13 protein-coding genes and 1 tRNA gene are annotated in these 20,578 nt (G+C 69.0%); 7 read left to right on the top strand and 7 right to left on the bottom strand.

The window, feature by feature from the left end; translation table 11 throughout:
• Positions 1-896: 896 nt before the first annotated feature.
• The 4 genes from ACFXAZ_RS16455 to ACFXAZ_RS16440 form a co-directional block, all read right to left on the bottom strand.
• Complete coding sequence (locus ACFXAZ_RS16455) at positions 897-1,253, bottom strand: ASCH domain-containing protein (protein WP_384590676.1); 357 nt, start codon at positions 1,251-1,253, stop codon at positions 897-899.
• Positions 1,250-2,365 (bottom strand): hypothetical protein, encoded by a 1,116-nt coding sequence (locus ACFXAZ_RS16450; RefSeq protein ID WP_384590673.1) that lies wholly within the window; start codon positions 2,363-2,365, stop codon positions 1,250-1,252. Before ACFXAZ_RS16450 ends, ACFXAZ_RS16455 begins: the two co-directional genes overlap by 4 nt.
• A gap of 650 nt (positions 2,366-3,015) precedes the next feature.
• On the bottom strand, positions 3,016-3,456 hold the full coding sequence (locus ACFXAZ_RS16445; protein ID WP_384590670.1) for a hypothetical protein: 441 nt from the start codon (positions 3,454-3,456) through the stop codon (positions 3,016-3,018).
• 55 nt (positions 3,457-3,511) lie between these two features.
• Complete coding sequence (locus ACFXAZ_RS16440; protein WP_384590667.1) at positions 3,512-4,741, bottom strand: helix-turn-helix domain-containing protein; 1,230 nt, start codon at positions 4,739-4,741, stop codon at positions 3,512-3,514.
• Between the two features lie 340 nt (positions 4,742-5,081).
• Between ACFXAZ_RS16440 and ACFXAZ_RS16435 the strand changes: the two genes are divergently transcribed.
• The 3 genes from ACFXAZ_RS16435 to ACFXAZ_RS16425 all read left to right on the top strand — a co-directional run bounded on the left by ACFXAZ_RS16435 (position 5,082) and on the right by ACFXAZ_RS16425 (position 8,338).
• The gene (locus ACFXAZ_RS16435) at positions 5,082-6,221 is read left to right on the top strand and encodes a hypothetical protein (protein WP_384590664.1); all 1,140 of its coding nucleotides are present in this window, start codon (positions 5,082-5,084) and stop codon (positions 6,219-6,221) included.
• A 10-nt stretch (positions 6,222-6,231) separates the two neighbouring features.
• A complete protein-coding gene (locus ACFXAZ_RS16430) occupies positions 6,232-7,869 on the top strand; it encodes an ATP-binding protein (RefSeq protein WP_384590661.1) in 1,638 nt (545 codons plus the stop codon).
• Positions 7,870-8,251: 382 nt separating this feature from the next.
• Positions 8,252-8,338: transfer RNA gene (locus ACFXAZ_RS16425), tRNA-Ser, on the top strand.
• 134 nt (positions 8,339-8,472) lie between these two features.
• Here the strand turns inward: ACFXAZ_RS16425 and ACFXAZ_RS16420 are convergent.
• On the bottom strand, positions 8,473-9,876 hold the full coding sequence (locus tag ACFXAZ_RS16420) for an erythromycin esterase family protein (RefSeq protein ID WP_384590658.1): 1,404 nt from the start codon (positions 9,874-9,876) through the stop codon (positions 8,473-8,475).
• A 282-nt stretch (positions 9,877-10,158) separates the two neighbouring features.
• Between ACFXAZ_RS16420 and ACFXAZ_RS16415 the strand changes: the two genes are divergently transcribed.
• On the top strand, positions 10,159-11,142 hold the full coding sequence (locus tag ACFXAZ_RS16415) for a GlxA family transcriptional regulator (protein WP_384590655.1): 984 nt from the start codon (positions 10,159-10,161) through the stop codon (positions 11,140-11,142).
• Positions 11,143-11,247: 105 nt separating this feature from the next.
• Here the strand turns inward: ACFXAZ_RS16415 and ACFXAZ_RS16410 are convergent, their stop codons facing one another.
• A complete protein-coding gene (locus tag ACFXAZ_RS16410; RefSeq protein WP_384590652.1) occupies positions 11,248-12,246 on the bottom strand; it encodes a bifunctional DNA primase/polymerase in 999 nt (332 codons plus the stop codon).
• Between the two features lie 357 nt (positions 12,247-12,603).
• Here ACFXAZ_RS16410 and ACFXAZ_RS16405 point away from each other — a divergent pair, with 357 nt between their 5' ends.
• The 3 genes from ACFXAZ_RS16405 (at position 12,604) to ACFXAZ_RS16395 (ending at position 15,757) form a co-directional block, all read left to right on the top strand.
• Positions 12,604-12,930: a hypothetical protein gene (locus ACFXAZ_RS16405; protein WP_384590649.1), complete on the top strand. Its 327-nt coding sequence runs from the start codon at positions 12,604-12,606 to the stop codon at positions 12,928-12,930.
• Between the two features lie 495 nt (positions 12,931-13,425).
• Entirely contained in the window at positions 13,426-13,983 is a 558-nt protein-coding gene (locus tag ACFXAZ_RS16400) for a SigE family RNA polymerase sigma factor (protein ID WP_384590646.1), read from the top strand.
• Positions 13,984-14,089: 106 nt separating this feature from the next.
• Positions 14,090-15,757 (top strand): long-chain fatty acid--CoA ligase, encoded by a 1,668-nt coding sequence (locus ACFXAZ_RS16395; RefSeq protein ID WP_384590643.1) that lies wholly within the window; start codon positions 14,090-14,092, stop codon positions 15,755-15,757.
• A gap of 71 nt (positions 15,758-15,828) precedes the next feature.
• Here the strand turns inward: ACFXAZ_RS16395 and ACFXAZ_RS16390 are convergent, their stop codons facing one another.
• Positions 15,829-20,346, bottom strand: coding sequence for a PAS domain-containing protein (locus tag ACFXAZ_RS16390; RefSeq protein WP_384590640.1), 4,518 nt, complete (start codon positions 20,344-20,346; stop codon positions 15,829-15,831).
• Positions 20,347-20,578 lie beyond the last annotated feature (232 nt).

The raw sequence follows: 20,578 nt of genomic DNA, 5'->3' as shown, positions 1-20,578 counted from the left end.
CGCGCGCCGCCGCGCGCTCTACCCACCCCGCGCGCGCCCGCCCCCCGCCCCCCCGCCCCCCCCCCCCCCGGCCGGGGCGGGCGCCGCCGCCCCCCCCTGGCTCCATGTCTCCGCCACCGCCCGCGCCGGCCCCGCCCGCTCGCGCCGCACAGCCCGAGAAGTGGCCAGCCGGAACCGCGAAGATCCTTGCCAGTCACCTCAGTGCGCGCGGCCGACAGGAGCGAGCTGATCGCCAAGTCCGCACAGATCACCGCGAATTGCTGTCAAGCCAGCTGCCGCCGGGCGGCCAGCCTCAGCGCCGCAGACAGAAGCAATCCATCAGCTGCAACCGACGGCGCGCCGAGGCCGGTGTGATGCGGAGGCCCGTGACGTTCGAAGATACGTGGCTGATGCCGGTGGGCGGTTGCGATGGCGTCCCGCCGGATGGTGTAGCCGATCAACGGATCGGAACTCGCAGGTCACGCCGCGCACTTGGGCCGACTGGGACGCTCCCGGCGTCTGACCAAGCCGTTTCGCGTGCCGCGCCGACGGAGAGATCGTCACGGGCCGGATACCGGAGGGCGATGCGCGTGATCGCTTACACCACCCGGCGGGACGCGACCGCGGTTGCTGGAGACACACGTGGCGGGTGCGCGTTCGGCGCACCCGCCGCCGTGGCTGACTTTCGGTGGCTCAGGTCAGAACCCTCTCCAATTCGATGACAAGGAGCCGGGGGTGAGCGGCACTCGTGTCCGAGCACGCCAACCACCCCGGCGCCATCGGTACCGGGGTCCTGACCAGGCAATTCGCGACCGACCGCTCGGATTTCCGTCCAGGTTGAGGGGTGGTCCGGTCTCCAGTTGTCAGCGTTCCCTAGCGGAAGCCGCACGGCCCTCGGCGGTGAGGACCGTACGGGCTTACGGCAGCAGCTCGATTTCGATGGCGAGCGCGCCGAGCGCTTCCTTCTCCGCGGGGTAGATCTCGCGGATGTTGGCGAGCTGCTGCTCGCGGGTGGAGGCCGGGTTGACGTTCGCCGGACCCTCCCCGTCGAGCAGTTCCTCGAATGTCTTGTACTCCGTGACCCGCTTCACCAGGGCGTCGCACGTCTCGTCCGTGCCCTTGATGCGGAAGCGGATGACGTCTCCGGCGGCCAGGTCTTCGAGGTGGGGGTACTTCACCCGCACCTCGATCGTCTTCTGACCGGCGGCCACCAGGTCGAAGTACCGGCGGTAGAGGTTCAGTTCGCGGACGCGCGCGGCGGCAGTCTCCGTCATGGGGCGGGAACGCTCCTAGCTGTTGCAGTGGTCATCAGTCGGCCGAGTTCACCGGCCGAGTACGAGCGGAAGAAGTGGCGGGGGTCGGCGAGTAACACGTCGGTCAGACCGAGCAAGCGGTCGACGTATGCAGCCAACGAGCCCGGCCACTCTCGGGTGTCGAGCATCCACGGGGCCGCACCTTCGGGCAAGGGCGCTCGCCCTTCGCGGATGAGGGATTTGGACAGCTTCGCTCCCGTGTCCGTGACGACCTGGGGGCAGAACAACCGGGCGGGCAGCTGGCCACGCGTGAGGCCGACGGCCTGTAGGGCGCCGTCGACGAGGATGCAGCCGGGCATCCAGTCGCCGCCCTTGACCATGACGTACAGCGTGCCGACCGCTCCGGTGATGGCCAGTTCCTTGACCAGGTTCCTGTACAGCGTGGCCAGGTCCAGGTAGCCGCCGTTGGCCGGGTCGATGACGACCTCGTATTCGCCATGGTGCAGGCATACGGCTGAGACGGCTACCCGCTCGAAGCCGTCGTCACGGACGCGGGTTCGCTCCGCGTACTTCTCGGCCCACCCGCAGCCGGGTCGGGGGCAGGGAACGCGGACATGCGGGACGCCGGACGACGGAGACAGGTACCAGCGGGCGGCGTCCATGCGGGGCAGGACACGCAGCCAGGTGCGGCGGAAATGCTCGCCCGCCTGTTGCTGGCTGTAGGTCTCGACGGAGTATGGCACGTGCAGGCGCTCGGACAGGGCCGTGAACAGTGGACGGTACAGCTTGTCGACCTGTTCCGCGATGCCGGCCGCGCCCAGGGCGTGCGCGTAAGCCCGCTGGTAGCGGTGACCGGTCTCCTTGTCGGTGACGATGGCGTACGGCGCGTTGTCGAGGGCACCGAACTGGACTTCGGCCGGTACGCCGAACTTGTCGCGGATGCGCGCCGCAGTGGCGAACGTGAGCGACTGGACCAGGGACGTTCCGATGTGCGGCGCTCCGTTGATCTGCGTTCCCACCACGAACACGATCCGCTCCGGAGCCGCGTTGACGATGTGCGGCCGGAGCAGGTCATCAGCGTGTGTCAGCGCGTTGGCGAGCACGGTGTTCGGCGATACGGGATAGGTGGTCACCGCGTCTTCCCCTCGGTAGATGGGCAGGACTGCGCCGCAGAGCGGCGGGTGTGCGTTCAGCGGGAGAGTTCCGGTTGGGTGGTGAACCCGCCCCCGCGCCGGGGGGAACCGGGAAAGACGCGGGGGCGGGGGTCATCGGGGCGTGCGCCGTCCCCGTGGCCTCCGATGGCGGCAGGTCCCCGCCGGGGAGTTGGGTGAGCACCGGGCGGGGACGGGGGCTTGCGGGGGTGCCGGGTTGCGTGTGGGCAGCGGATACACCCGGAGGGAGTACCGGGCGTCGTAGTCCGTCACCTCGAACACGAACGCGCGGCCTGCGGCGAGAGCGCGTATTGCGTACTCGTACACCTGGTCACTGTCGGCCCACGCGCGCAGTGCGGCATCAGGGCGAGGAACGTCCGGCCCGGGGGTGATGAGCGGCGCGTCCCGGAAGAACACGGCCCCGGGGTCGGGGGACAGCAGTCGGGCGAGGCGGAATGCCTGGGCGCGTAGCCAGCGGGCAGTGAGACGCGGGGACTGGCCGCGGTAGGTGGCGAGCAGAACCTCGCGAGTGCCGCTGAGGTCGCGGGCGGTCGCCTCACATCGGAAGGCGATGGGCGACCGCATCGGGGGACGTGCAGAGGCCGGCAGAGCGAGCATCAGCACGGCCGGGCTCACCGCTCATGCTCCCGAGCCGATTCCCTCGCCTCGATGAGCTGACCGAGCTGGATGTAGTACAGCTCGACTTGCGCCGGGGTGAGCACGAGCATCGTCTCGCAGGCGCCGCCGTCCTCGTAGTGCACGGTGACCGGCAGTGCGGCCTGCTGTGCGCGATGGTCGTAGGCGGCGTCCCGCTGCATGGGGGTGGCATGCGTGACCGGGACGGGCACGGGGCGCAGGGTGCTTCCGTCGGACCTGGCCCGCCAGTCCTCACCACCGCCGGGCGGGCGCAGTTGGTACGACGCGGAGCTGTCGCTCGGCAGGGCGACGCACACCCCGATCTTCCCGCCCTTGGCGAGGTCGAGAGCGAGGTCGCCAAGGCGAGGATGAAACGGGGCGCCAGGGATTAACTCGGCGCGCCGCGCCGGGAGTTGCTTCGAGGTCTGTTCGGCCATGTCTCGAAGCTATGAAGATCTCCAGGGCTCAATATGAACCGCAGGAATACGACCCTCATCCGTCGAGGTGGAAGCGGTCTGACATGCGGCGCAGCTTCTCGCGGGTGCTCGCGCGCTCGGCGTACACGATGCTGCGCAGGGTTGACCGGGCGATGGGGTGATTGCGGACGAGCTGGGGGGCGATGCGCTCGGCCTTCTCCAGTTCCTTCAGCGCCTTGTCGCGGTTCCCATCCCACAGCCAAGCTCGGGCCAGGTCCATGTGGTGGTGCCCCTGACGGGAGTTGGGGAGCGCCTCGACCAGCTCCTTACTCGTACGCCGGTCTATCGACAGGGCCTCGCGTTGCTCATGCATCTCCAGAGCGACGCTGATCGCGTGGATCTGCACGTTGCCCGGCGAGAAGGTCAGGCTGTGGCGGTCGTAGACCGGAGGCCCGATAGCCTCTGCCATCCGCTTGCCTGCACTCCGCGCGTGCTTGATCCGGTCCTTCGCTTCAGCCTTGCGACCGCTCCGTGCAGCCGAGACTGCCGCGCGCAGTTGCAGTGTCCCCCACGCTCGCACGGCCAGCGGCTCACCCCGGTCATATTCTTGCTGCACGCTCCGAATCGCCTTGTCTGACAGGGCAATTGCGTCGTCCCAGTCCGCCGTGGCCCACATGTCCCAGACACGCATCCAGTCGGCGACAGCAGGCATGACAGGGTCGCCGGACTGCCGGGCAGACCAAGCAGCCCGCTCACAGGCCATGGCGATTAGCTCAGGGTGTCCAAGGGCGTGCGCGGCGGTGTGGGCGAACTTGCAGCACACGGCGTAGATGGCGAACGCCTCTTCCCGCTCGTGCCCCGTGGAGACTTCGGCCAGGGCGCGTGCCTCACGGAACAGGTCGGGGAGAACTTCCATGATCGCCACGTTGGCGGCGGCGTCACGCAGGCGATGCAGGCGGGTGGTTTCCTGCCAGAGTTGATGGGCGGGTCGGGGCGTGCCGTCGAAGACGGGGGCGAGGTCGTAACGGCGCAGCTCACGCATGATCGCTGCGGCAGAGACCTGCCACTGATTCTCGGCCGGAGAGCTGTTGTACGGGCGTCCGATCAGGTCGTTCGGGTGTACGTGCAGCTCCGAGGCGAGCAAGTTGAGCAGGCCGACGCGGTCCAGCTCGATGTGTCCGCGTTCCATCTTGGACACCCACCCTTGAGTCTTGCCCAGGGCGGCAGCGAGGTCGGCTTGCGTCATGCCGAGGCGGAGCCGTGCGCGGCGTGCGCGACGGCCGATCTCTTCGGCTTCTTCCAGCATCAGCGCTCCCCCCAAGAGGCGAGGCGCCGGCGGTCCAACAGGCGGCGATGCATCGTGCTCCATCCGTCGGGGCTTCTACCCTCGACGGTACCCAGGCCGCGGGCCGGGTGTGGAGTGCGCAGGTCGTGAAGTAGCAACCGCAGCGGCGGGGATGCTGCCGTGCTCTATCGCGGTCACCCCGGTTGAGACACAGCGAGGTTGACTGAGAGTGGAGCGATTGGAGCATTTTCCCCTGTGGCGCCACCCGCACCACTTAGCATGAAGTGCACCAGGGTGCGCGCTGTGGGTAGTTGACCCCACAGGTGCCACACGCTCCGCCCCGAGCATTCCGGAGTAGCTGTTGACCGATCTTGCAAGTAGCCCTCTTCCCGTGGACGACGGCGGGCACGACGCCATCAAAGGGTTTGCTTACCAATTCGATAAAACCCTTCTTGAAATCTTTCAGAGCCCGCGACAGAGGCTTCAGATCGAAGGCGCGCAAGATCTGAGTGGCGAGCACTATCACATGCAGATTAAGAATCGGTCCGGCAAATTCTATCTATCAGTGATAGGCAAAGCGGTCCGCAAAATGTTTCTACAGTTCATGAGTAGCCGCTCCACTTCTTACATTTTGCACTGTCATTTCGCGGACCAGCCTCCGGGGACTTTCCGATTGCTCACTGCTGACGAACTGGACAGCTTGCTCGCTGATCAATTTGATCAGGTAGAAGAAGAAGTGAAGTTGCAGTTCTTGAAGTCCTTCTGTATCAACTTTGCAGAGGACTATGAAACGCAGTTCAAGAACGTTTTGAAGTGTGTCGCTACCGAGCTTGCGGCCAAGGATTCCGTAGAAGCGCTCTCCTACCATGCGATTCTTCACGCGTACCTGAGGAATCTGGTTTTGACCAAATTCCCGGGTTCTCGATGGGTCGGACTCAATGACTTGAAAAAAGCCGTTAAGGAAGCGCAGAGCGCAATCTTCACTTCGACCTATGTGGCCCATTGTGGGTACGAAAAGTACCTCAAAATAGTAAGGAGGCAGTACCTCCCACGGCGGGTCAATATCCCAAACCTCGAACGGGTATTTTCTTTTGAATGCACACGGGAGACCAAGCCGCAGGACATTGCGGAGGCGGTACTAAGTATCTGTGATAGGTATCGTATCGAAGAGAACTCTCCGGCCCCCTATTTCACATTCCGCGGCGAGTTTGATGAGAGCTCCATAAAGGCGAGCCTCTGGGAGGCCGGCGCCTATTTTAATGACGGACGTGGATATCACGGCGGAGCCTTCAGGATGGAGATCCTGACCAACCCGCCCTTCGGTGCTGCTCGCCTTAAGATCGTGGAACCGGAGCAGTTGAACGAGCTGATGGCCAGGGTGGCGATTAAGGAATTTCACGACTTCTTCCTCGTCGAGAAGAATGATTCTCCTGTCCCAGTCCCACGTCCACACCACGTATTTCTGCAATCTCATGGCGACCTGATCGAAGTTTTCCGGTAGGGGGAGTTCAGTGTCCAGTGCGGAAGTAGTCGCCGTTTACCCTAATCGCATCAAGATCGCAGTTCACAATATTGGCGAACTTGCTGATGGCGATCCGGTTGAAGTCGGTTCCTACCTCAAGATTTACGACAGCTTGCAGGGCGCCATTATGGCGATTATCGAAAGCTATTCGATCGAGCTTCGGCCCAGTAAGGAAGTGGAGGAGGATCGACAGAAGGTGTACATCATCGAAGCGGTGCCGCTTGGCTTCGTTGATGGCGATGGACGCTTCTCCCGTGGTGGCGGCGGAATCGCTATTCCGCCGAAGAAGGTATCAGTGGCTGTGAAGGATGAGGTTCAACGCATCTATGACACAGTCGAAACCGAGAAGAGATTCCACTTCGCCCAATTGGCGCAAGACATTTCAGTGGACGTTCCAGTTGACGGAGATAAGTTCTTCAGCCGTCACATCGCGGTCGTGGGATCCACGGGATCTGGGAAGTCTCATGCCATAGCGCGGATCATTCAGACTGCGACCCAGATCCGAGATGAATCTTATGGCGAGTACAGCCTAAATAACGCGCACGTTGTGATCTTTGATATTCACTCCGAATATGGAACTGCATTCCCGGAGGCGAATCACCTTTCCGTCGACTCTCTCATCCTTCCCTACTGGTTGCTCAATGCTGAGGAGCTACAGGATCTATTTATCGAAAGCAACGAGGAGCAATCGCACAATCAAATCGCTATCTTGAAGAAGTCCATCACGGAGAACAAGCGGACGCACTTCAATGGGCCGGAGGAAAAGCGTGATCTGATCCACTATGAGTCCCCCATATTTTTTGAGATTCAAGAAGTGCTCGATGCGATCAGGGTGAAAAACGCAGAGCGCATTGGCACACCCGGGAAGACCACTGACCGGGCGGGTCCCCTCTTTGGTAAGCTTGATAACTTCATTACGCGACTTGAGAATCGCGTGCTCGACAGGAGACTAGATTTTCTGCTGGGGGCCAGGGCGAAGCAGGTAGATCTTGAAACCGTTCTTCGCCAGTTCACCGGTTATAATCCGGACTCCCTCGCCAACGTAACGGTGATTGACCTCAGTGGCGTTCCGTTCGAGGTCCTGAGTATCACTGTCTCATTGGTATCCCGATTGCTCTTTGACTACTCGTACTACTTCAAGAAGAACAACGCCTCATCGCTGGTGGAAACGCCACTTCTCCTCGTTTATGAAGAAGCCCACAAGTACGTACCGAAGAGCGGATTGGCCAAGTTCAGCGCATCTAGAAATTCGATCGAAAGGATTGCCAAGGAGGGTAGGAAGTACGGCATCACGGCCGCCATTGTGAGTCAAAGGCCAGCCGAAATCTCGGAAACGATCTTCTCTCAATGCAGCAACTTTCTTGCGATGCGACTCACGAATCCGGAGGATCAAAATTACGTCAAGCGTCTCCTGCCGGATTCTCTGGGTCCCCTGACGGAGTCCCTTCCTGTCTTGAGTTCGGGGGAGGCACTCTTGTTGGGAGACGCTGCAGTCATGCCGTCGAAAGTTGTGATGGAGCAGGCTCGCCCCGCCCCTTCTTCAAGCGACGTCAGGTACATGGCAGAGTGGATTAAGCCTTGGCGGGACGTGCAGTTCGTGCGTGTGGTCGAAGATTGGCAGAGGTAGTCGAGACCGTTTTGCGGCGGGGGTTGGGTGATCAAGTAGAGGGCCGTGATGAGCAGCCTCGTTCTGCCCTCCGGCGACTGGTTGCTGTGCGCGTGACACGGGCGCCGGCCGAGCTGGAGCGGGCGGACACACGAGCGGAGGTCGGGCCGGGGGTGAGACGGTGGTCGACCGCGGACGTGTGACGAGCGGTGATCGCGATCTGGGATGGGGCCCGCACAGCATTAGGCTTCCGCAGTGCCGGTGCGGGCCTCGGACCAGAGGTCGATCACCGCGGTGATCTTGGGTGAAGCCGAGCCAGTGGACCCGGTGTGGACCACCGCCCCCGCCCGCCGCTCGATCCCGGTACGCTGTACCCGCTCCGTCCCAGGTGGGCCGGGGCCTAGGTGGGTTGTCCGAGCGGCCGAAGGAAACGGTCTTGAAAACCGTCGTCGCAGCGATGTGACCGTGGGTTCAAATCCCACACCCACCGCAGCAGGTCAAAGGCTTGCAGGTCAGAAGGGGTGCCACTCTCCGGAGCGGTACCCCTTCCGCATGGTCCCGGATGTCCGCATGGACCTCCGTGTGGTCCCGGACTGGCTTACGCGGCCCCTGCCGCTCGGCGGGCTACGGCAACGGTACCGACGCGTTCACCCGGTGCAGGTGGATCAGGATGTCGAAGGAGCGGGAGAGGGCTACCGGTTCGGGCTCGTTGGGGTGGGAGCCGGGGACCACGAAGGTGGGGCGGGGGGTGGCGAGCCAGGGGCCGGCCTTGGGGTGGTCGGCGAGGGTGCGGAGGTCGACGTAGTAGTCGCGTAGGCGGGCCCGGTCGAGGGTGTGTTCGTTGCTGCCGGGGGCGGCGCGGCCGGTGTCGAAGACCTCGTACTGGCCGGTGACGGTGTTCATCGCGCGGTAGGCGCCGCTGTGGATGCTGGTGCCGATCGCCAGATACTCGTCGCCGATCAGGTCGCGCAGGAACGCTCCCTCCATCACCGGGTGGCTCTCCGGGTTCGGGGACTCGTAGGCCAGGTGGGCGTTGTGGGCGGAGGCCAGGACGCGGTCGCCGGTCCGGCGCTGCCACCAGACCGTGTTCTCGGCCATCGCGCGGTCGCGGTGGAGGTTGATGGCGGCCTGCTGGTCCGGCGCGTAGACGTCGTACGTGTACATGGTCGTCATCTGGGTGATCATCCGGGCCTCCTGGAGTACCCAGGGGTCCGTGTCGCCCGCGCTCTCCAGCGCCTGGTACGCGGCCTTCGCGTCCGCGTCGTACGCGCGGCGCTCCGCCATCGGCGCGTTCGACAGGGTGGCCATGCGCTCGTTCATCGAGTCGGGCAGGGCGAGGAGGCCGGCGTAGCGCCGGTGCAGGTCCGGGGTCAGATCGGGGCGGTTCTCGGCCGCCCAGGCGAGGATGCGGTCGTACTGGGACCGGTGCACGTCCCCGATGTCGTTGCCCATCACCCGGACCTGGTCGTCGGCCGGCGCCCCGGTGTTGTACGCGCGCATCCAGGAGAACAGGGCCAGGAACTCCTCGTTGTTCCAGTCGCCGTACGGGCCCTGGAACTCCTCCCGCATGATCTGGCGCAGATCGCCCTCGCCGGTCCGCACGTACGCGTCGATCCGCGTCCCCGCCGACCATGACATCTCCAGCGCGAAGACCCGGAAGCCCTCGCGCTGCACGAGGTGCCGGAAGAGGCGGTCCTTGAGCTGGAACAGTTCCCTGGAACCGTGCGTCGCCTCGCCCACGCCGACCACCGTCGCGTCCTTCGTCATACGGGCCAGGGCGGTCAGGTCGGCGGTCGCGGCGGCGTCCGGTCGTGTGGTGCGCAGGGGCTTGGCCCGCTGGTCGATCGCCGCGATGACCCGGCGTTCGGTCGTGGTGTCCGGCGCCGGGGTCGCGTGGCCGGGGCGGTCCGCCGCGTACGCCGGGGTCGGCGGGGCGGCCAGGGCCAGCGAGGTCAGCAGGGTGATGGCGGTGACGCTCAGCAGGGTCGCGGTGCGCAGCCGGGGCGTCCGTGGGTTCGAGGCGGGCACAGAGGTCTCCCTCGGGTGTGGTGGGTACGGGATCGGTGCTGCTCGTGGCCACGAGACGCGGCTCCCGGGCGTCCCCTCGCTTCCGGTGCCTTTTCTCATCCTCAGGGAACTCACAACCACATAAAAAGAGGCACTTCTTTCACCCTGCGCTAAATTCTGGTCATGAGGGAGCGGGGTGCGGGAGCGAGGGCGCGGGGGAGTGGTGAGAGCGGCGGCCGTGTGCCGGTGATCTGTGTGCTCGTCGGTGACGGGGTTCCCGGTCACCAACTCACCGTCGCGCCGATGGTCTTCACGACCGCCGCCCGGGAGTTCCGTACCGTCGACTACGACGTACGCGTCTGCGCCGCGACCGGCACCGTGGCCACGGGCGAACCGGTTCTGCGCTTCGCCGTGCCCTGGGGGCTGGAGACGCTGGACGGGCTGGGCGACGGTGACACCGTCCTCGTCACCGGCCACCGCGCCCACCGCGAGCCGCCCGCCCCGGCCGTCGCCGACGCCCTGCGCTCCTGCGCCGCCCGGGGCTGCCGGATGACCGCGATCGGCACCGGCGCCTTCACCCTCGCCGCCCTCGGGCTCCTCGACGGCCGCCGCGCCACCACCTCCTGGCCCCAACTGGGCGAGTTCGCCGCGCGCTTTCCCCAGGTGGAGACCGTGCCGTCGGGCGAGCCCTCCGTCGCCGACGGCCCCTTCCTCACCGCCGCCGGGGTCTTCGGCGGCATCGACCTCGCCGTCGACCTGCTGGAACGCGACCACGGCGTACGGGTCGCCGCCGAGGTCGCCCGGCGCATCCTGCTGCCCTTCCACGAGCAGATCGCCGCCGACCACGAGGAGGCCGAGCGCGAGGTCGCCGACCGTACCGACATCGGACCCACCCTGCGCTGGCTGGAAACCAACCTCGAACGCCCGCTCACCCTCGACGAGATCGCCGCCCACGCCGGGATCAGCGTCAGCAGCCTGAACCGCCGCTTCCGCGCCCAGACCGGGCAGCCCCCGCTCCAGTACCTGCTCGGCGTCCGTCTCCAGCAGGCGCAGTCCCTCCTGGAGAGCGGTGAGACGCCGATCGAACAGATCGCCGCCCGCACCGGCTTCGGCTCACCCGCCAACCTCCGGCACCACTTCCAGCGACGCACCGGCACCAGCCCACGCGCCTACCGGACCGCCCACCGCGCCCTCACGGGGCTCGCGGCACGGCGGCCGGGGGTGGGGCAAGGGGAGGGGGAGAGGGCGGACGCAGGTGAGGGTGGGGGTGAGGGTGGGGGTGCGTGAGGCGGTGGGCTCGGTGGCTGGTTCAGGGGTGCCGCATACGGTCCCTCGGCCACGCCTCACCGCCCCCGCGGTCCCTCCAACGCCCCTGCCACCCCCCGCCACCCCCTACCGCCCCCGCCGATCCCCCGTGAGCCGCTCCGCCGACGCGATCGTCGCCCGGGCCTCCCGTTCCGACAGGCCCGTCGAGACCGCCGCGTCGATCAGGGACGGGGTGAGGGACTGGCCGATGCCGTTCTCGTACGCCCGGCAGGCCGCCCAGAACAGGCGGGTGTTGCGCTGCCCGGCGTGCGCCGCTGCCACGAACTGGACCAGGCCCTGGCCAGTGCCCCCGGAGGGCGCGGCATGGCGGGGACCGGACGTCGGCGGCGGGAGCAGCAGCCGCAGCAGCGTCGGCGGGCAGGGCGCGGGCGGCAGATGGGCGGTGCCCGGCGTCGTGGCGTACACGCCGAACTCCGTACGGGATCCCGGGCCCACCAGATAGCCGCCCGCGCCGCGCACGTCGATACCGGGGGCCAGCCGGCTCGCGGAGTTGGGGACGACGACGTCCGGCGGGCCGCACAGCCACAGGTGCCGGCCGCCCGACGGGGTGAGGACCACCACCGTCGGCGGGATGGTGAACAGATGGCGCAGGGCCAGTTCCCGCAGCGCGGCGGTCGAGTCCGTGCCCGACTTGGTGTCCAGGTCGATGCCGATGAGGTGGTGCGGGGGCAGTCCGCACGCGATGCCGTAGCCGGTCGCCCAGGGCGCCGCGGCGAACATCTCGCGGATGCGGAACGGGTCGGTCGAGGCGTCGTACACCCCGTGCCCGAAGCGCCCGCATTCGCCGTGACAGGAGGTGGGGGCGGAAACAGGCGGGGATACAGGCGGGGATACAGGCGGGGATACAGGCGCGGAAACAGGCGTGGATACGGGTGCGGATACAGGCGGGGATACAGGCGTGGATACGGGCGCGGAGGACCCCGTGGTCGCGGGGGCGTCGCGGTGCGGGGAGCGCAGGGCCGGGAGCTTCGTCCCGGACAGCGGGATGACGGCCAGGCCGCGCTCCGCGGCTGACAGGGCGTGTGCGAGGGCCAGGGCCGTGGCCTGCCGGTCGATGGTCGCCATACCTCTATGTTCGTACGTATGTTCGAGAAAGGGAAGAGGGGGCGACCTCGACGCGCCCGGCTTGGGGGATTGACCGGAAATCTGCCGAAACGCTTCACCCCTTCCCGCGCTTGGGTCGTGTCGTCCCGCGTGCCCTGACCTGGGAGGAGAGTGTGGGGAAAGGGGTTTATCGACTTGTCATCACGCTTCAGGGGGAATCAGTGGTTCCGGCCTGGTTCGCCGGGGATTCGGTGGGCAACTCTGATCTCGCGACGTCGTGCACAGCACCGAGGCGGATGGCCAACTGCCTTGGAACCAGCCGTACTTCACTCATCGCGGCTCACGAAGCCGGGTGTCCCCGTTCCGGAGGAAATACACATGGCAAGCATCCGTACCGCTCGCGTCATCGCCGCCGTCTCCGCCCTCCCGCTCGCCGCCGCCCTGTTCACCGGCGTCGCGACGGCCGACAACGGTGCTCTCGCGAACGACGGATCGAGCGCGACCGTCACCAACGCCATTCAGGGCAGCCTCGGCAGCGGCGTCGGCGGCGACAACAGTGGCAACTCGGCCACCACTCAGCAGCAGGCGATCGGCGACGGCGCCTCGAACCAGAACAACACCGCCCAGGTCGACGGCTCCGCCTTCACAGCCGTCAACCAGGGCAACGACAACGTGGCGGTCAGCTTCACCCCGCTCTTCTGGTGAGGTGAGGGGTGGCCGGTCCGGCCGGCCGCCCCTCGTCCCTTCTGTGTGGGTGTGCTCTGTGGGGAAACAGCGTCAGCGCGGCGGTGCTCCGGCATCGCCGCGCAGTCGTTTTCGGCGGTCTTCTCGCCGGCCACGTCCGGTACCGGGGTACCAACGTCGGCGCTGGTCCTGGGGAGGCACGGATGAGGCCCTCGCCACAGGACACCCACTACCTCCCCCCCAACCCCCACAGGCCCCCCGCCTGCGCCCTTGCCTCCGCAGCTCCCCCACCCACCTCCCCCCCCATCCAGGCGGCTCCACCCCCCACTCCACCCCTGAAGCCTCCCCCCCACCCCCGAGCCCCCGCCCCACCCCTGAGGGGAAACCCCAGTACCTCTCCACCCCCAGTCCACCTCTGGGAGGTGCAGCCACCCCCACCCCTACAACCTGAGGGGGACTTCGCTTCGGCACCTACGGGCGATCCGCGTGATGCCGTCTCACTCCTAGCGTGGAGACATGACCACACCCGTCTGCACCAGCGCTTCGGACGCCGCCCGGCGGCCCTCGCCGCATGCGGCCTACCCGTCCTTCTCCTCGTACGTACGGGCCCGGCGACCGGTGCTGCTGCGCACCGCGCGGTCGCTCACCGCCAACCCCAGTGACGCGGAGGACCTGCTACAGACCGCGCTCACCAAGACCTATGTCGCCTGGGAACGCATCGAGGACCACCGCGCCCTCGACGGCTACGTCCGCCGTGCCCTGCTGAACACCCGCACGTCCCAGTGGCGCAAGCGGCGCGTGGACGAGTTCTCCTGCGACGAGCTGCCCGAGCCGGAGGCGGAGCCGTCGGGCGACGACCCGGCCGAGCGCCAGGCGCTGCACGACGCGATGTGGCGGGCGATCATGCGCCTGCCGGACCGACAGCGCGCGATGGTGGTCCTCAGGTACTACGAGGATCTCTCCGAGGCCCAGACGGCCGAAGTGCTCGGCGTCTCGATCGGCACCGTGAAATCGGCGGTCTCCCGCGCCCTGGGCAAGCTGAGAGAGGACCCGGAACTGGTGCTGGCCCGCTAGCGTGAGGTGATCGATCGCCCGGATCTAGTGACATACCGAGTGGTACGTGAGCAGAATCAGCGCAAACGTTACCGCCGCGTAGGCAAAGTCGCCCCGGGAGGACGCCGTGCTGAGCACCATGCAGGACGTACCGCTGCTGATCTCCAGGATCCTGACCCACGGAGCCACGATCCACGGCACATCGCAGGTGATCACCTGGACCGGCGAGGCCGAGCCGCACCGCCGCTCCTACGCCGAGATCGGCACCCGCGCCGCCCAGCTGGCGCACGCCCTGCGCGACGACCTCGGCGTGGCCCCCGACGACCGCGTCGCCACTCTGATGTGGAACAACTCCCCCCACATCGAGGCGTATTTCGCGATCCCCTCCATGGGCGCCGTCCTGCACACCCTCAATCTCCGGCTGCCCCCCGAGCAGCTCGTCTGGATCGTCCACCACGCCGCCGACCGCGTGGTGATAGCCAACGGCTCGCTGCTCCCCCTCCTCGCCCCCCTCCTCCCCCACCTCAAGACGCTCCGGCATGTCGTCGTCTCCGGCCCCGGCGACCGCTCCGCCCTCATCGAGGCGGCCACGACAGCGGGCGTCCAGGTGCACGAGTACGAGGATCTGCTGGCCGGCAAGCCGACCGCGTACGACTGGCCGGAGCTGGACGAGCGGCAGGCCGCCGCCATGTGTTACACCTCCGGCACCACCGGCGACCCCAAGGGCGTGGTCTACTCCCACCGCTCGGTCTATCTGCACTCCATGCAGGTCAACATGGCCGAGTCCATGGGCCTGACCGACCGGGACACCTCCCTGGTCGTGGTCCCGCAGTTCCACGTCAACGCCTGGGGTCTGCCGCACGCCACCTTCATGACCGGCGTCAATCTGCTGATGCCGGACCGTTTCCTCCAGCCCGCCCCGCTCGCCGAGATGATCGAGCGCGTGCGGCCCACCCACGCCGCCGCCGTCCCGACCATCTGGCAGGGCCTGCTCGGCGAGCTGACCGTCCGCCCCCGGGACGTCTCCTCCCTCACCCAGGTCACCATCGGCGGCTCGGCGTGCCCACCGGCCCTGATGGAGGCGTTCGACCGGCTCGGCATGCGGGTCTGCCACGCCTGGGGCATGACGGAGACCAGCCCGCTCGGCACGGTGGCCCGGCCCCCGGCCCACGCGGCCGGCACGGACGAGGAATTCGCGTACCGCATCACCCAGGGCCGTTTCCCGACCGGCGTCGAGGCCCGGCTCACCGGCCCCGGCGGCGAGCGGCTCCCCTGGGACGGGCGATCGGCGGGCGAGCTGGAGGTCCGCGGCCCCTGGATAGCCGGCGCGTACTACAACGGCGTCGACGGCGAACCCCTGCGCCCCGCCGACAAGTTCACCGAGGACGGCTGGCTGAAGACCGGCGACGTCGGCACGATCAGCCCCGACGGCTTCCTCACCCTCACCGACCGTGCCAAGGACGTCATCAAGTCCGGCGGCGAATGGATCTCCTCGGTCGAGCTGGAGAACGCCCTGATGGCCCACCCCGCCGTCGCCGAAGCCGCTGTCGTCGCCGTCCCCGACCAGAAGTGGGGTGAGCGCCCGCTGGCCACGGTCGTCCTCAAGGAGGGCGCCACCGCCGACTTCGAGACCCTCCGCGCCTTCCTCGCCGACGAGGGCAAGATCGCCAAGTGGCAGCTCCCCGAACGCTGGACGATCCTCCCGGCCGTCCCGAAGACAAGCGTCGGCAAGTTCGACAAGAAGGTGCTGCGCAGGCAGTACGCGGAGGGGGAGCTGGAGATAACGGAGATCTGACGAACGGGGGGTGTTTCCACGGGTTCCGTCGATCCCTAGGGGCGAAACCCGTAGGGGCACCCCACCCGGCGTCAGTTCGTCCCGATCCTCGCCAGCAGCTCCACGATCCGGCTCTGCACCTCCGTACTGGTGGACCGCTCGGCCAGGAACAGCACCGTCTCGCCGGAGGCCAGCCGCGGCAGATCGGCCTGGTCGACGGCGGCCGTGTAGACGACCAGCGGGGTGCGGTTGAGCTGTCCGTTGGCGCGCAGCCAGTCCACGATCCCGACCTGCCTGCGATGCACCTGCATCAGGTCCATCACCACCAGGTTCGGCCGGAACTGCCCCGCCAGCGCCACCGCGTCCGCGTCGCTCGCGGCCCGCGCCACCTGCATCCCGCGCCGCTCCAGCGTCGCGGTGAGCGCCAGCGCGATCTCCGCGTGCTCCTCGATCAGCAGCACCCGGGGCGGATGCTGCTCGCTGTCCCGAGGCGCCAGCGCCTTCAGCAGTACGGCGGGGTCGGCACCGTACGCCGCCTCGCGCGTCGCCTGTCCCAGCCCGGCCGTCACCATCACCGGCACCTCGGCGGCCACCGCCGCCTGCCGCAGCGACTGGAGCGCGGTCCGGGTGATCGGCCCGGTCAGCGGGTCGACGAACAGCGCCGCCGGGAACGCCGCGATCTGCGCGTCCACCTCCTCGCGCGAGTGCACGATCACCGGCCGATAACCCCGGTCGCTGAGCGCCTGCTGGGTGGAGACGTCCGGCGCGGGCCACACCAGCAGCCGCCGCGGATTGTCCAGCGGCTCCGGCGGCAGCTCGTCGTCCAGCGGCTGCGGACGCGGCGGATCCGGCACCTCGACGGCCCCCCCGGGCCCGTCCAGCGGCTCGGGCCCCTCGGCCGCGTTCACGTCCGGCGCGCCGATGGCGTACGACCGTCCGGCGCCCTCGGTGTGCTGCGCCGCCCGCGACTGCGGGGCGGAGGGGGCGGATACCGGGGCCTGCTCGGCGGCGGGATGCGGGCGGGCCTGTGGCTCCTGGGCCCCGGCCGGTTCGTTCCGGGTGCCGAGCTTGCGCCGTCGGCCGGAACCGGAGGGGTTGTGCGGCGCCGGGGTGGCCCCACCACTGGCCGGATTCGCCATGGCCGGAGCCTGCGGCTGGATCTGGATCTGGGCCTGAGCCTGGGCATGGCCCTGCGCTTGCGCCGGTACGTGCCCCTGCCCCTGCGGGTGCCCTTGCCCCTGCGGATGCCCTTGCCCCTGCGGGTGCCCTTGCCCCTGCGCCTGCCCAGGTACGTGCCCCTGCGGCGGGACCTGCCCCGGGATGTGGGGCTGCTGGACCTGGGGCTGCTGGACCTGCGCGGCCTGCCGGGTGAAGGGCACGCCCTGCCCGAGCGTGCGGACGCTTATGGCCCTGCCCTGGGTGGAGTCGGGGTCGACCGGCGCGGGCGCGACGGGTGACATGGGAGCCGCGGCCTCGGCGGGAAGCGGCTGGGCGGCCCGGTGCTGAGGCGCGTTCTCCGGGGGAAGAGGGGTGCCCGGGGCCGGGGTCGACGGGCCCGCGGCAAGCGCGGGTGCGGGCGCCGGGGAGGACGTGGACGCCGCTGGGGGCTGTGCCACCGGCCGGCCACCGGGCCGTACGGCCTCATCCGCCGGAACGCCCTGCGCGGGCACCTGCACATGACCACCCGTGTGCCCCCCCGGCACCGGGCCGGCCGGCGCGGGAGCCTCACCCGCTCCGGCCCCCTGCCCCGCCTCCACCCCGGGCGGGGCGACGGCCCGCCGCCGACGCCCGGTGGGCACGCCCGCCGGAGCCCCGGAGGGATGCGGCTGCGGCGGCGTGTGGTCATCGGCCTGATCGTGGGGTACGGCGTCATGCCGCCCGTCCGCAACCCCTTGCGCGGGCACGGGCACGGGTGCCGACATGGGCGAGGGCGCAGCCGGAGCCACCGGCATGGAGCCCGGTACCGGAACCGGAACCTGAACCGGAACCGGGGCCTGAAGCGGAGTCTGGACCTGCTGCGGAGCCTCCGCCCCGCGATCCGCCTCGGCGGGCGGCAGCGCGAACACCGTACGAGGAGCCGCCTCCTGCGCCACCGCCCGCTCCTGCGCGGCGGCGAGCGCCCGATTGCGCCGGCCGGAGGGCTCGCCGCCCTCGGTGTCGTCCGGCCCGGTGTCGCCCGGCCCGGCGGCCGACCCGACGGAACCGCCGGTGCCGGCCGCGGGAAGCGCGGGCGGCAGCGCGGCGGGCGCTTCGCCACCGCCCCCACCGGCCCGCCGGGCCCGCCGCCCGGAGGCCCCGGCGGGCACCCCCTGCGGCGGTACGGTCCCGCCCAGCCCCGACCCCGAGGCGGCGGCCCCGGCCGCGTGCTCGGCGGCGGTGACGACGGCACCTTGCGAAACCCCTTGCCCGCCCCCTTGAGGCATCCCCTGGGGGAGAACAGCTTGCCCAAGCGCGTGCGGAGCGTGCCCCTGGGCGGCCACCGGCTCGACGGCGGCGGACGGCGAAGCCATGAGCGCGGGAGCGCCAGGCGAGCCCGGCACGCCCGAGGGATGCACATCGGCGGGCCGTCCCCGACGCCGCCCGGTCGGAGCGGACCCGTCGTTCCCGCTCCCGGTCCCGCCCCCGCCCCCACTCCCGCTCTCGATCTCGGCCGGAGCCGCCGCTCCTACCGCCTGCTCCCCGTCCCGGGCCTCGGCATCCTCGGCCGCGCGCCGACGCCGCCGTCCGGTGGGCGTGGGCCCGTCACCGTCACCGCCCGCCCCCGGCACCTCGCCGTCGAGGAAGGCGTCGACGGAGGACCGCCGGGCCCGCCGCCGGCCACCGCCGGAGGTGTGATCGGCGCCCGGGTCGGCATGCTGATCGGCGGGGCTCTGGGCGCCGGACGGCAGCCCGGAGGAAGACCCGGAGGACAGTTCGGGGCGCGGCGGCGCGGCCACCGCCCCGGCGCCACCCCCGATGGGCACCTCCAGCACATACGCGCTGCCGCTCATCCCCGGCACCACATGGGTCTGGAGCACCCCGCCATGGGCGCGCACGATCCCGCGCACGATCGGCTCGTGCACCGGGTCGCCCCCGGCGTACGGCCCGCGCACCTCGATCCGTACGACCTCACCGCGCTGTGCCGCCGCCACGACGACGGTGTTGTCCATGTACCCGCCCGCGGAGACGGGCGAGTTGCCGGTGGAGTCGACGCCGGCAACATCGGCGACGAGATGGGCGAGGGCGGTGGCGAGCAGCACCGGATCGACCTCGGCCTCGATGGGCGGCGCGTGCACGGCGAACTGCACCCGCCCCGGCCCGATCAGCTCGACGGCTCCGTCGACCCCGGAGGCGACGACGGAGTCCAGCATGACCTTCGTACGGGTGACGGAGTCGGTGCCGCTGTCCAGCCGCTGGTAGCCGAGGACGTTGTCGATGAGGGTGGTGATCCGGGAGTAGCCGGCGGACAGGTGGTGCAGCACCTGATTGGCCTCGGGCCAGAGCTGACCGGCGTCGTCGGCGGCGAGGGCGGACAGATCGCGGCGGAGTTCGTCGAGGGGGCCGCGCAGGGAGTCGGCGAGCAGCGTGAGGAGCTGTTCGTGCCGTCCGGCGAGGGCCTCGTAGCGATCCTTCTCGCGCTCGGCGAGGGCGGCGTAGCGGTCCTCACCGGCCGCCAGTTCCTCCGCGTGCGCCTCGCGCAGTTCCTCGGTCTCGGTGACCTGCCGCTGGCGCAGCGCGGTCAGATCGGAGGCGTGCTCCTCGGAGAGCCGCTCCAGCTCCTCGGCGTGCCGCTGCTCGACGCCGTCCTTCTCGGCGGCGAGCGTGTCGTAGGCCCGCCGGTCGGTGAAGGCCATGACGGCACCGACCAACTGGTCCCCGTCCCGCACGGGCGCGGTGGTCAGGTCTACGGAGACCTTGTTGCCGCCCTTGTTCCACAGCACCTGCCCGCGCACCCGGTGCTTGCGCCCGGACCGCAGGGTGTCGGCGAGCGGCGACTCGTCGTACGGGAAGGGCGACCCGTCGGCCTTCGAGTGCAGAACGAGGGTGTGCAGCTCCTTGCCGCCCAGTTCACCGGCGCGGTAGCCCAGGATCTGGGCGGCGGCCGGGTTGACGAGGACGATCCGCCCGTCGGTGTCGGTGCCGACCACGCCCTCGGCGGCGGCGCGCAGGATCATCTCGGTCTGCCGCTGCGAGCGAGCCAGCTCGGCCTCGGTGTCGACGGTCCCGGAGAGATCCCGTACGACCAGCATCAGCAGCTCGTCGGGGGCGGAGGTGTAGCCGTACCCGTCGTACGCCTGCTGGCCGTTCTCCAGATTGGCGCTGGTGACCTCGACGGGGAACTCGGATCCGTCGGTGCGGCGCGCGACCATCCGGGTCGGCTTGGTGCGCGCCCGTGGGTCGATGTGATCGGGCCGGCGCATACCGCCCGGGATCAGCTTGGAGTCGAACTGCGGCAGCAGATCCAGCAGGCCGCGTCCGACGAGTGCGGTGCCCGGGGCTTCGAATGCCTCCAGCGCGATGGTGTTCGCGTTGACGACGGTCCCGTTGGCGTTGACCAGGAACAACGCGTCGGGAAGCGCGTCGAGTATCGCTGCGAGGCGAGCAGCGCCTCGGGATGGCCTGCTGCTCACGAGACGCTTCCTCCCTGTTACCGCACCTTGCCGACCGCTCGGGCCATCTTGCCAACCTGCCCGCTACGTGTCACGCGAGGGAGTCTAAAGGCTGGGCCGGCGCTCGCGACGCCGGATGGAAGAGAGGTCCCACGACCCGGTGACGGGGTACGGGGCGGCGGAGAGGCGGGCCGGAGGCACCGGCACGGCCCCCCGGCCAGCACATCCGGCCACCTCCACCCCTTACCCGCAC

This window comes from Streptomyces sp. NPDC059477 (genome assembly GCF_042749375.1).
Taxonomy (GTDB): domain Bacteria; phylum Actinomycetota; class Actinomycetes; order Streptomycetales; family Streptomycetaceae; genus Streptomyces.
This window is presented reverse-complemented; position numbering and strand designations above follow the sequence as displayed.